11 protein-coding genes are annotated in these 13,255 nt (G+C 38.7%); 9 read left to right on the top strand and 2 right to left on the bottom strand.

What is annotated here, in order from left to right; translation table 11 throughout:
* The first annotated feature begins 442 nt into the window (after positions 1-442).
* The 3 genes from LOS73_RS00330 to LOS73_RS00320 all read left to right on the top strand — a co-directional run bounded on the left by LOS73_RS00330 (position 443) and on the right by LOS73_RS00320 (position 1,528).
* Positions 443-652, top strand: a complete 210-nt coding sequence (locus tag LOS73_RS00330; protein ID WP_006792548.1) for a cold-shock protein — start codon at positions 443-445, stop codon at positions 650-652.
* 185 nt (positions 653-837) lie between these two features.
* A complete protein-coding gene (locus LOS73_RS00325) occupies positions 838-1,047 on the top strand; it encodes a cold-shock protein (RefSeq protein WP_007377377.1) in 210 nt (69 codons plus the stop codon).
* A gap of 232 nt (positions 1,048-1,279) precedes the next feature.
* A complete protein-coding gene (locus tag LOS73_RS00320) occupies positions 1,280-1,528 on the top strand; it encodes a DUF3297 family protein (RefSeq protein ID WP_007377376.1) in 249 nt (82 codons plus the stop codon).
* 401 nt (positions 1,529-1,929) lie between these two features.
* Here LOS73_RS00320 and LOS73_RS00315 read toward each other — a convergent pair whose 3' ends face one another.
* Positions 1,930-2,328, bottom strand: coding sequence for a MerC domain-containing protein (locus LOS73_RS00315; RefSeq protein WP_033030558.1), 399 nt, complete (start codon positions 2,326-2,328; stop codon positions 1,930-1,932).
* A gap of 140 nt (positions 2,329-2,468) precedes the next feature.
* On the opposite strand from LOS73_RS00315, the gene LOS73_RS00310 reads away from it, so the two are divergent.
* From LOS73_RS00310 to LOS73_RS00295, 4 genes are all read left to right on the top strand, one after another.
* Complete coding sequence (locus LOS73_RS00310) at positions 2,469-4,868, top strand: TonB-dependent receptor (protein ID WP_457934296.1); 2,400 nt, start codon at positions 2,469-2,471, stop codon at positions 4,866-4,868.
* 28 nt (positions 4,869-4,896) lie between these two features.
* The gene (locus LOS73_RS00305; RefSeq protein ID WP_457934295.1) at positions 4,897-6,267 is read left to right on the top strand and encodes a 5-methyltetrahydrofolate--homocysteine methyltransferase; all 1,371 of its coding nucleotides are present in this window, start codon (positions 4,897-4,899) and stop codon (positions 6,265-6,267) included.
* A 219-nt stretch (positions 6,268-6,486) separates the two neighbouring features.
* The gene (locus LOS73_RS00300; RefSeq protein ID WP_149613730.1) at positions 6,487-7,647 is read left to right on the top strand and encodes an ATP-binding protein; all 1,161 of its coding nucleotides are present in this window, start codon (positions 6,487-6,489) and stop codon (positions 7,645-7,647) included.
* The gene (locus LOS73_RS00295; RefSeq protein ID WP_457934294.1) at positions 7,634-10,519 is read left to right on the top strand and encodes a tetratricopeptide repeat protein; all 2,886 of its coding nucleotides are present in this window, start codon (positions 7,634-7,636) and stop codon (positions 10,517-10,519) included. Before LOS73_RS00300 ends, LOS73_RS00295 begins: the two co-directional genes overlap by 14 nt.
* Positions 10,520-10,596: 77 nt before the next feature.
* Here LOS73_RS00295 and LOS73_RS00290 read toward each other — a convergent pair whose 3' ends face one another.
* The gene (locus LOS73_RS00290) at positions 10,597-11,898 is read right to left on the bottom strand and encodes a DEAD/DEAH box helicase (RefSeq protein ID WP_457934293.1); all 1,302 of its coding nucleotides are present in this window, start codon (positions 11,896-11,898) and stop codon (positions 10,597-10,599) included.
* A 263-nt stretch (positions 11,899-12,161) separates the two neighbouring features.
* Here LOS73_RS00290 and LOS73_RS00285 point away from each other — a divergent pair, with 263 nt between their 5' ends.
* Positions 12,162-12,308: a hypothetical protein gene (locus LOS73_RS00285; protein ID WP_157847575.1), complete on the top strand. Its 147-nt coding sequence runs from the start codon at positions 12,162-12,164 to the stop codon at positions 12,306-12,308.
* Between the two features lie 20 nt (positions 12,309-12,328).
* A complete protein-coding gene (locus LOS73_RS00280; protein WP_457934292.1) occupies positions 12,329-13,249 on the top strand; it encodes a hypothetical protein in 921 nt (306 codons plus the stop codon).
* The last annotated feature ends 6 nt before the right edge of the window (positions 13,250-13,255 follow it).

Raw genomic sequence — 13,255 nt, 5'->3', positions numbered from 1 at the left:
ACCTAAATTTGCAATTTAGAGCCAGTCAATTAAATAATCTAAGATCCATATAAAAATTAAACAGATAAGTGATAGACGTTTTAAGCACTTGAGGTTTCTATTTAATTCACTTCAAAGAACACCACATATAACATAACAAACTGATTTAAAAAGCTTTAATTTAATTTTAAAAAACAAATCTGCATAGGCGTTAGTAAACTGGCTAATAATTAACAGATAAAAAAGTAGTACTTCTAAAATAAAATCACAATAAAGCTTGGTATACGGCTTAACTTACTGTTATCCTGCTTCGCATCGGGTTGATAGAAAACCCTATTTATTTGTAAGTACCACGTTGATATTAGTAATAATCCTTCGCGTTATCCTCAGTTAAATGTATGTTTTCTTCCTGTTAAATTGCCTTAATTTAAGGCGCACTTTTATTAATTCTTAGGATACTATTATGTCTAATACTACAACTGGTACAGTTAAATTTTTCAATGAAGCAAAAGGTTTTGGTTTCATCGAGCAAGAATCTGGTCCTGACGTTTTCGCTCATTTCAGCGCAATCTCTGGTGACGGTTTCAAAACTTTAGCTGAAGGCCAACGTGTACAGTTTACTGTTACTCAAGGTCAAAAAGGCCCACAAGCTGAAAACATCGTTAGCATCTAATTGCTTTCGTTAAATGGGTTAGCAATAACCCATTTTGAATACTAGTTTGAAAGAAGTTCTGTTTTATTTGTTAGTACCGAGTTGTTTTAGTAATAATCCTACACGATATCCTCAAGTTAACTATTTTTTCCGGCTCAATTGCCTCTTTTCAGGCACACTTATATTAATTTTTTAGGATACATATTATGTCTAATACAACTACTGGTTCAGTAAAATGGTTTAACGAAGCAAAAGGTTTTGGTTTTATCGAGCAAGAATCTGGCGCAGACGTTTTTGCACATTTTAGCGCAATCTCTGGCGACGGTTTTAAAACTTTAGCTGAAGGCCAACGTGTACAGTTTACTGTTACACAAGGTCAAAAAGGCCCACAAGCCGAAAACATTGTTTGCATCTAATTGCTAAACAATTTAGTGGGTTAGAGATAACCCATTAATATTTTTACCTTTATCATTTTTTAGTCAAATATCTTCAAAATCCTCCTCTGTAAATATTTTCCAAGCTCAATCTCATTTGTATACACAACTCATTAATTAGTACATTTTTAAACACATTTACGACTATCTCTCTTGAGCGAAAGCTTTGTATTGCCTACAATAGCGCATACTTCATTCAATATAGAATATGACCATGAACGACACTACCGCAAAACCTGCTTTACCAGATCGCCTTTCTATTAATCCACGCAGCCCACATCATGTGGAAGACGTTTTTGAACACGATATTGGTATCACGTTCAACGGCAAAGAGCGTTTTGATGTTGAAGAATACTGCATCAGCGAAGGTTGGATAAAATTTGCATCTCCAAAAGGGCTTGATCGTCGCGGGCAACCACTTTTACTTACAAGAAAAGGCACTGTTGAAGCCTTTTACAAGTAAGCTAATACTATTCACTAAAAAAGCGACACCATATTGGGTAGTCGCTTTTTTTGTGTGTTTTTATAGTGTTTTTATAGTGTTTTTAAATTTAATACCAATCTGCTTAATTAAGTGAGCTATTTTTAGGTAAGAAAATCGTGTCGATTACAAAGCAAAAATTTCGTTATTTAGTTGTTATCACTAATTGCTCCTGCATTGCTCTATCTCCTGCATCCATGCAGTCGTATATCAGAAACTTTTAACACAGTTAGCATCAGGTTTAAGCCCTCAAATTAATCAAGTATTACTGCTGATTGGTATAAAACTCGCCTTTTAAAGCTGAGTCTTTAATATAAATCAATATTCATTTAGTCGATGAGAGCTATACCACCATAATATAGGCATTAAACTATTTGATCAGATTAATTACCTGAGCACGGACAATCCTCATCTTCTTTTTTAAGACACTGGCGGTAGTTAAACCAATGTGCTACAGCTATAAAAGCTGAGCCAGTTAAAGTTAGCGCCTTTTCTGCACCTTCATGCCCTATAAAAATAGCAAGTAACATTAAGCACAACCCCACAATCCCAAAAGCCATATAACTAAACTGTTTATGTTTTTTACAGCCTAAGCTTAACGCAAGTAAACTTGTGGGTAGCACAGCCATTAATATCCATATATGAAACTGTTCGTTATCTAGTTGTAGTGCTGCCAAACTAGGTAGAAGTACTAAAATAATTGGCGTTGCAAAACAATGCACTGTACACATTAACGAAAGCCCTATTGCTAGACGATCCATTACACTTTGACTCGATTTCATTTTTTCCTCTACTAATCAATGTCTACAAATAAATATTTACTTTTGCATGAGCATTTAAATAACAATCGTTAATTACACTTGATACATTATAACATTTGAAGCACAATTGATACAATATAACATACCAAGAGTAAGGTAGAATGAAAAAAAGATCACAGTTAGCTCTTTTAATAGCCGCTTTATTGCCCACGAGTGTGCTTGCAAAAACCATTCAAGGCACAGTGGTAAATACACAAGGCAGCGCTATAAGTAATGCTGTAATAGAACTTGAAGGCTCAGACATAAAAGTCACCACCGATAAAAACGGTCACTTTGTAATAGCCAAACTAAACAATGGACTCAAAGAGCTTCACATCGTTGCGCCAGGTTATGCGCATTTACATCGTGATATTACTATAGACACAGATGAAACACGCTCTGTATCGTTTACGCTTCAGCGCTCACCTATTGAAGTAATAGACATTGAGGCAACACCAATTCATATGTCGGCTATGGAGTCAGCCTCACCAGTCAGCGTTTTATCAGGCGAACAATTAAGGCGCGATCAAGCCGCTACACTAGGTGACACCCTTGAAAAACTCCCCGGTGTAAATACCAATTTTCATGGCAAGGTGGCGAGTACACCAATCATTCGTGGACTAAGTGGCCCCCGTGTACTTATAACTCAAAATGGCCTTGATGTAAGTGATGTGTCGCGCGTTGGCCCCGATCACTCGGTAGCATCAGAGGCTTCTACCGCACAACAAATTGAAGTATTACGCGGTCCTGCGACCTTATTTTACGGAAGTGGCGCTATTGGGGGCGTTGTAAATATAGTTGATAATCGCGTACCAACCGACAGCACAACACGCGGCGAATGGAACGTAGAGCACAACTCAGTAGATAATCAAAAAGTAGCCTCGTTTAATGCCACCACAGGCACAGACTCGGTGGCTTTTTACGCCGATGCATTTTGGCGTGAGGCCAACGACTATGAGGTGCCTGTAGCTGCCGATATAGATAGCGATGGTGAAAGCCATAATGGCGATTACACTGTTGAAAACAGTAATGAAGAGTCTGACGGTTTTACTGTTGGTGCTAGCTATTTAATGGATAACGGATTTATTGGCTTAGCAGTAGAGCAATTTAATCGCCAATACGGTATTCCGGGTCATTCTCATGGTGATGAAAGTGAGCATAGTGACGAGGAAAGCGTATTTGCCGATTTAGAGCAAACCAAAGTGCAATTACTAGGTGAATTCAATCTAAATAATAAGTGGCTAAACAAGGTAAATCTGCGCGCTGGCCATACCGACTACGAACACGCTGAAATTGAGGGTGGCGCTGTTGGCACTACCTTTAAAAACGAAACAAACGAATTACGCATAGACCTACTACATAACCAATTTAGCGAGTGGAATGGCGGCTTGAGTTTTCACTATAAAAATAGTGATGTAGAGGCGCAAGGTGAAGAAGCTTTTACACCGCCATCAGAGACCGAAAGCTTTGCTGTAGCGTTAATGGAAGAAAGGCACTTTGGCGACTTTTTAGTGCAATTAGGTGGCCGAATAGAGCGCGTAGAACTTAACGCAAGCAATGTATTACTGCCAAGTATTGATGCTCATGCACATAATGAAATTGATATACATGACGATCATAATCACGAAGAAGAAACCAATTTTACTCGCGTATTTGATGCAGAGCATGAATTTACGCCAGTCAGTTTATCGGCCGGTGTAGTATGGGACTTTACACCTAACTATAACTTAGGGCTTTCGGTATCGCGCTCAGAGCGCGCACCTTCTGCGTCTGAATTATTGTCGTTTGGGCCACATATTGGCACCGCAACTTATGAAGTTGGCGCCTTATTTGATTTAGATGAAGATGGCCATTTAGGCTTGTCTGAGCAAACAATAGACCTAGAAACTGCCAATAATATTGATTTAACCTTTCGTAAAACCCAAGGTGACATTGGCTTTATATTTAACGCTTTTTATAACCAAGTAGACAACTATTACTACCAAATAAATACCGGCTTATACGCCGAAAGTGGCCACAACCATGATGAAGATGAGCACAATCATGACGACGAGGACGAGCACTCAGAAGAGCTACCCGTTTATTTATTTAAAACAGATGATGTAATTTTACATGGTTTTGAAGCGCAAATTGCGTGGCAATTAACAGATGAGTTTAAGTTAGATTTATTCTCAGATTATGTACGTGCACGCCTTAAAGACGGCGGTGACCTGCCGCGCACACCTCCACTGCGTTTCGGTACTGAATTTAGCTACCAAACCGAAAAATTAAGTGCGCATATTCATGTAACTCGCTACCAAGATCAAGATCGCACGGCTCCTGAAGAAACTGCGACAGACGGTTACACCCTAATTGACGCCAGTGTGAGTTACGACCTATCGATACTTAATCAAGACCTATCTCTGTATTTAAAAGGTACAAACCTAACAGATACAGAAGCACGCGTGCATAGCTCATTTTTAAAAGAGATAGCGCCACGCCCAGGACGAAGTTTCGCATTTGGTATTCGCGGTTACTTCTAAAAAGAATTTTAAATAAAGGGAAACTAATATGACCAAATTATTCAAACTAAAATTGATAGCACTTGCAGTAAGCAGCACATTAATTACCGCCTGTGGCGATGCAGAAACCAACATTGTAGAAAAAGATCCTATTGCTGTGGTAGATGACGAGCATGACGACGGCTATACCATAAGCTCATTTGGCAGGCTTGCTGTTCTGGCAGGTGACAGCAACGAAGCGAGCTTTTTTGATTTAGACGATAACGCAATACTTGATACGTTTGTATTAAACGATGACTCAAACACGTTATCTGCATCACCTGACTTTCGTTATGCTGTTATTGCTAATCGTACTCAAGATTACCTAGGGTTTATAGACGGCGGTATGTGGCGTGAAGATCACGGCGCTCATTTACATGATTACGAGCAAGGCCCGGTGTTTAGTAGTTACGAGCTTACAAGCGGCAGCCGCCCTACACACTTAATAACTCACGACGGACAATTAGCAATATTTTACGATGGCGATGCAGATTCAGGCGCTTCTGCTTCGGTTGAAGTATTAACCGATAACGATATTACCAATGCAACAGCCACACTTACTGGCATTAACTACGATATTAACATGCATGGTGTAGCTGAGCCTCGCGGTGAACATTTACTCTCAACCATTCGTCGAGACGATGCAAGTAGCACATCTAATGCCAAAGTACTTCCCGATCAAGTGGGTGTATATCATCTTCACGATGGTAATTACGAACTAGAGCAAACGTTAGAAGTAACCTGCCCCGATTTACACGGCGCAGCACAAAATCACGATTATGTTGTATTTGGTTGTGGCGATGGTGTATTGATTGCCCACCAGCAAGGTGATGAGTACGAAGCTGAAAAAATAGCAAACATTGTAGCTGTAGGCGATCTTCGTATTGGTAGTATTTATGGCCACGAAGATAGCGAGAGCTTTATTGGCATAGCATCTGGCCATGGCGGAGGCGAGGCTGTCATTGTAACTATTAAACCAGCAACCGCAGAAATCGAAGAAGTAGAATGGCAACTTGCTGATGGCGCAAGTGCTGTATCTTATTCTTTTTCAGCCAGTGGTGAACACTTTTTAGTACTCGACAGTTTAGGCTTTTTAAACGTACTTGAGGCACATGCGCACGACGGTCACACGCACTGGGAACTAGCAGGTCAAGTTGATATCACTGAACAAGACGTAACAACCATGCCTGAAGGCATGAATTTTAGTATGACAGTGGCGCAAAATAGTCAGTTTGCTTACGTTGCAGACCCAATTGCTCAACACGTTGTACAGGTGCACTTAGAAGACCTAGAAGTGGAAGGTGAACTAGAGTTAACCTTCCCACCTGCTGCTATCACTTGGTTAGGTATAGCACAAGAAGAGCATGCTCACGAACACTAAGTTTATAGTGTATTGACCAGTTAAAGTTTTGGGCCAAAGCCACAAAATGACAAAACCCGTAATTAGATTTCTAATCACGGGTTTTTTATATCTACTCAAATATACGTTTAAAAACGATTCCTCTAATTTAAAAAATAACAAATTATAATTTGCCATAACGTTTGACAAAAAATAATTTGCCAACTAATCTAACAAAATATAATTTGTCAGGAGATGCATATGAAAAACATTGTTGGTCAGGCTGCGAGAAGTGCGAACTTTTGGGATAGACCCTATGAACTAGAGGACATATGGGAAGCAATAGACAACGGTAGCCATATTCTCCTTTGCGCCCCTCGCCGTGTAGGTAAAACATCAATAATGTATAAAATAGTTGATGAACCTAAAGCAAATTATATCCCCATTTATATTGATACAGAGTCTGCTGATTCCGAGGCAGAATTTTGGTCAAAAGTTTTTAATGCACTAATGGAAGAAGACTTCATTGCCAGCCTGAAAACAAAAACTAAAAACTTCTGGGATAAAATTAAAAGCATAAAAATAGCTTCAATAACGATGGACGGCGTTGAGTTTGGTGATGGCAAAATGCTAGATCACAAGCAGGCTTTTCACAGATTAATTAAAGATTTAGATCATGATAAAAAGCTCATTATTATGATTGATGAGTTTGCTCAAACCATTGAAAACATAATAAAGTACGAAGAACCTAAAAACGCAATAAGCCTACTCAAAGCCCATAGAGAGTTAAGGCAAGATCAAAAGTTTTCACAAAAAGTGACTTTTATCTACGCAGGTTCAATAGGTCTAGAAAGCGTAGTATCCAAAATTGACGCTATTAAACACATCAACGATTTAAACAATATAAAAGTCCCGCCTTTAACTCCCCCCGAAGCAGAGAAGTTTACAATAGCACTGTTTCAAAGTGCAGAGATTAAAATCAATCAAACAGATATTGATTATTTACTTAATACCATACACTGGCTGATCCCGTTTTATATACAACTCATTACGCAAGAAATTAAAAAAATATACCGCAGAGAGCAAAAACTTGACCAAACTGTGATTGATCAAGCAATTCATAATGCACTAGATAATCGCAATCACTTTGAGAGCTGGCAAAGTAAGCTCAAAACCGCATTAGGTAAAAATGAGTATTTATTTAGTAAAGAAGTACTGAACGATATTTCGAACGAAAAAAAGATTAGCTTGCTCGATATTATGAATACTGCCAGTAAACATACCTTAAACGACAGTGAAGCAAAAGATTGCCTGCACTCACTAATATACGATGGCTATATTAACAATAATGACGAGAATAAAACCTATCAATTTAACTCTCCGATCTTAAGAATGTGGTGGAACAAAAATGTCGCAAACTAATTACTCGCGCTATAAATACACGCCTGATGAAATTGATGAAAAAGAATTTTTAGCTAAGTTTGTTGTGCGTAATCATGATTTTGACGACATTTTTGATGACATCAAAAACAGTGATTACACAGTTCCTAGCCAACACTTTATAATTGTCGGCCAGCGAGGTCAGGGCAAAACAACTCTATTAAGAAAAATAAAACTCGCAGTACAAGCTGAGCCAACGCTAGCTGATCTTTTAATCCCAATAAAATTCTCAGAAGAACAATATCAAATTCGTTCACTTAGTCGCCTATGGGAAGAAATTGCTGATTATTTACAATGCACAGCCGAAGGTGACTTTGCTACCATACATGATGATATGGAAAGCCATTTTGATGATGCCGATTACGAACTAAAAAGCTTTTCATATCTGGAGAAAGCAGTAAAAGCTAAAAATAAAAAACTATTACTGCTGATAGACAACATTGACGAGCTACTAGGCAAATTAAAAGAAAAAGAGCAACGTAGACTCAGAGAAGTACTCCTCACATCGCCAACTCTCAAAATCATTGGTGGTTCAACCAAAATGCTCGAGCAGCATTTTGACTACGGAAAACCGTTTTACGAGTTTTTCAAAATTATTAAACTTATCGGCTTAAACAAACAAGAGTGTTTTGATTTTCTTGTCAGCATGGGCGATGAACAACAAAAGAAAAAAATAGCCTATATTATTAAAAATACCCCCGAGCGCATAGAAACTTTACGCCGTTTAACCGGTGGTGTACCAAGAACAATGGTGATGCTATTTGATATTTTTGTCGATGATGGCGGTAATGCATTTGATGACTTATTAAAAATACTCGATGATGCTACCCCTTTGTATAAACACCGTATGGACGACCTACCTGAAACGTTACAAGATATAACGCACACCATAGCAATGAACTGGGACGGTATAAGCACTAAAGAAATTGCAAAAAAAACCCGTTTAGAAAGTAAAACTGTATCCGCCCAGCTTAAGCAATTAGAAACTAAGTACGGCATTGTTGAATCTATTTCCATTGGTAAAAATAAAATTTATAAAATTGAAGAACGGTTTTTTAATATTTGGTATTTAATGCGCTTTGGCCGTAAAAAAGATCGTCAAAAAGTCGAGTGGCTAGTTAACTTTTTAACGTCGTGGTGCAGCCCTGCGGATCTTGAGCATAGAGCCAAAGGTTTTATGAGCGCTATTCGCGGCGGTAAAATTCATGAGTCGTACGTTTATCACATGTGTGAAGCACTCAGCTACGCTGGTTTAGATATACACATCGAACATGAAATGAAGGAAAGCACCAAAGCCTATTTAACTTCAAAAAACTCTAGTTTCATAAATGACCTTTCAGCATCAGACAAAGAAACTATTAAAAAAGCGCAACAACTATATAATGAAAAAAAGACCGATGAAGCAATTAAACTACTCATAAAATCGCAAAAAAATAGCGCTGAAATTTTATTTTTTACAGGGTATTTGTATGCAAACAATGGGAACTTTAATGAAGCCGAATATTATTACTTACAAGCTATTGAACGTGGTGCTGACCATGCTGCATTTGGTTTAGCCCTCCTGTACCATAAAAAGAAACACTTTGATAACGCAGAGAAGTACTATTTGAAAGCTGCTAAAAATGGCTTTGATAATGCACTAACAAATATAGGTTATTTGCACGAAGAACAAAGTCAGTTTGATAAAGCTGAGTATTACTATTTAAAAGCTTCAAAGAATAACGATGTAAATGCTTTATTTAATTTAGGACTACTCTACAAACGACAAGGGAAAATTGAAAAATCAGAAAGCTGCTTTATTGAATCCTGCAAGCTTGGCGAGAGCGAAGCATACCTGAGTTTAGGTGAACTATATAGTGAGAGTGGCTCATTTGAGAAAGCCAAAACTTGCTATCTGCAGGCCTGCGAGGAAGGCCACACCATAGCCCTACTTCCTTTAGGTAATTTATACCAAGATCAAGGACAGCTCGAGCAAGCTGTAGATTGTTTTTTAAAAGCAGTTGAAAGTGGTGATAGAGATGCGCTATTTAACTTAGGTAACTTGTATAGTAAGCAAGGAAAGCTAAATAAAGCTAGGGATTACTTTTTAAGAGCGTCTGAAAATGGTGATAACCATGCATTACTTAATTTAGGTAATGCCTGTCGAGAGCAAGGTAACCTTGATGAAGCTGAGAGTTATTATTTACAAGCTGCAGAAAATGGCGTTGTAGATGCACTGTTTAACTTAGGCAGCTTTTATTTAATGCAGAATAAACTTGATAAAGCAGAAATTTATTACATCAAAGCTGCAGAAAGTGGTGATCATGATGCGTTACTTAATTTAGGTGGCTTATACCAAAAGCAAAGAAAACTTGATAAGGCTAAAGCCAGTTTTATCAAAGCAGTTGATGCTGGAGTTGTCGATGCTATAAATCAGTTAGCTTGGCTTTATTTTGAACTAGGCAGTAACTTGAAAGAGGCATTGCAGCTAGCTAGAACTGATTATGAACGAAAACCTGATTATTTTAACACTCATACTCTCACTACCATTTTACTTTGGGGAGAAAACCTATCACAAAGTCACGAGATGTTTTTAAAATGGCTAGATATGGATCGAGAGCACAGTGATTATGACATTACGCTTTATTTAACTTTGCTTATCGCTAAAAAACAGCTTTATAAAACAAAAGAGTTACTAGAATTACCCAATTACGCCTTAAAAGATAAGTGCAAACCTGTTTGGTATGCCTTGATGACCTTGATGCAAGATGACTTCCCCCATGAGCTCACTAAAATGGGCAGTGAATTACAAGAAAGTGTTGATGAGGTTTTACAGCAAGCGGCTGAATTTGAGGAAAAATATGCGCTGACTTAAGTGTTCTCTAAGTTTTATAAGCTTAACGAAAAAGACGCCATCGCGTCTTTTTCGTTTTCTATCGTCATAAAATAGTTTTATTTACGGCGCCAGCCGCTCCATACGTCATCTTCTTGGTTGGCTTTATTTTTCTTCTTTTTCTTACCTGTGCCTTCAGGCTTGGCCATTGGCTTGTCGTTTTTAAGCGCATCAGCGGCATCAAGGTTGGCTTGGTTTACGGCAAAGCCTGTTACCTCTTCGCGCTCTAGGCGTAGTTTGTTTTTCTTCTCAATCACCTTAAAGTGATGAAAGTCTTCGTAATCAATTAGTGATAACGCTAAGCCAACTTCACCAGCACGGCCACTTCGGCCAATACGGTGCATATAATCAGCAGGGCTGCGCGGTAAGTTAAAGTTTATTACCACTGGCAGCTTTTCAATATCTAAACCACGAGCTGCAATATCGGTTGCAATAAGTACTTCGATTTCGCCCGCTTTAAATTTTTCTATTACCCGAGTACGCTCACTTTGGCCTTTATCGCCGTGGAAAACTTGTGCATTAACACCGCGTTTTTCAAGTTTGCTGGCTAAGTGCTCACAATCTTTTTTAGCGTTCACAAAGATCAGCGCTTGGCGCCATTTATGGGTTTTAATTAAATGCGCTAAAACAGTGGTTTTTTCGCCTTTATTTACCGTAAACACGCGTTGTACAAGTGTGCTCTCTTCTTTGTTTTGTACTTGTATTTCAACTGGATTATTTAGCAGCTCTTGCGTTAATTGGGTTACTTGCTCTGGGAAAGTCGCTGAAAACAACATAGTTTGTTTTTTAGCAGGCATAAGAGCCAACAAATTAGCCAGCTCTTCGGTAAAGCCAAGGCTTAGCATACGGTCGGCTTCATCAAGCACAAGGGTAGTTACATTATCGAGCTTAATAGCATTGCTTGAGATTAAATCGAGTAAACGACCTGGTGTTGCCACAATAATATCAGCGCCGCCGCGTAGCGCCTGCATTTGTGTATTAACCGACACACCACCAAACACCGCAACCGTTTTAATCGCACCATTAAAATTTGCAGAATACGACTTAACACTATCGGCCACTTGAGTAGCAAGCTCACGAGTCGGCACTAAAATAAGCCCTGTTACAAAGTTACCTTTGCTCGCAGTACTTTTAGCGCCCTGCTCTAGGAAAGCTTTTTGCAACATAGGTAATGCAAACGTTGCTGTTTTACCCGAGCCCGTATTTGCCCCTGCAATTAGGTCACTACCCGCAAGCACACTAGGTATAGCCTTAGCTTGAATAGGTGTAGGCTGGGTATATTCCAAATCGGTTAAACGAGCTAATAGCTCTGGAATAAGGCCAAGTTCGGAAAAAGTGCTAGGGCTTATGGCTGAGGTCATATTTATTACGGGCTTATTGCTAAAAAAGTAGCCTGCAATTTTAGCGTATTTAGCGCTTATTAAGTAGAGATTAGTGGTTTTAATAAAATGAACCTTGTTTTATTCAACGATTATCCCCTGGATATTGCTTTGTATTAATACTATTTTTCAAATAGATCAATCATTACGAAAATAACTTAAACACGCTGTACTCTTGATTTCAACATTTCAGGTGTGTTATTTTTTGTAATCTGATGGATAAATTTTAGATACAAGGAAATATCATGTCTCAATTTGATTTATGCTTTAATACAAAAAGCAGAGCAAGTCTACCATTTAACACCAGTGATTTAGAGCAACTAAAGCGATTTAGAGAAGATAACCCTCATATTATAGGTAATTTTATACCTCAAGGAACCCCTTTATTTTAAGATCCCCACAGTCTGGGGATATGAGCGACTTTAGGCGTTCTCGTCCTGACATAGCTTGCGCACTTGACAGTACTGTGTCTTGGCCTCAGCATACAAAAAGAAATGTCAGCACTATAGTAAACAGCTTCGGTGATGAAGATGCCTTGGCTATTGCCGCACTATATGACGCAGAAATCTCCCCATACGTGGACAAAGTAAGAAAACTGACAGAACTAAAATTTTCAGGTAGAAATTTTGACGCTATTGCCGCTACTGGTGCGGCATTTACTTCCCTAGAGTCAAGCCAAGTAAGATTGAGCTCATTTGGAAAAGCAATTCTAAAATACCAAACTAGCTTAATTGAAATAAGAAAAGCATCGCAAAACAAACAACCTAAGTTAGAACTAATCAAGCTAGGTAACAGAGCTAAGCAAGCTCACCTAGAGCTTAATACTGTATTTAAGAGGGAAATGGTCAAATTCAAAGGCCAGGTGAAAGCATCTGCGAAAGGTAATATATGGTCTAGTGCACAGCGAGGCATTGATACAGCAAGAAGCGCAAGAACTTCTACTCCCCTCAAATTAACTTCTTTAGCTAACATACAGCACTTACGTAGACTAGAACAAAATTCTAATTTTGCAGGAAAGTTTATCATTGCTGTTGATGCTGGTCTTCGAGCTGATAGCGTTTATAAAGATTACAAAGCAGGTAAAGATTGGCAGCGACGTGCCATTGTTGAAACAACAGGGCTTGGTTTAGGGACAGCCGCAGGCATTGGCGCCGGAAGTGCAACAGTTACAGCTGGTGTAGGTATAGCAATTGCCATGGGGCCAGTTGGTTGGGTTATCTTAATTGGAGCCGGCCTCGGGGCTGGATTCATGGTCGGTAAAGCGGGTGATGAAGTTGGTAAGTTTATTTCTGGCGAATTATATGATTTAAGCTCAAGCATTGACTGGTTTTAAATTATG

The sequence above is a fragment of the Pseudoalteromonas sp. SCSIO 43210 genome (assembly GCF_054133285.1).
Note: the sequence above shows the minus strand (reverse complement) of the source record. Positions and strands in the feature narration are given on the sequence as shown.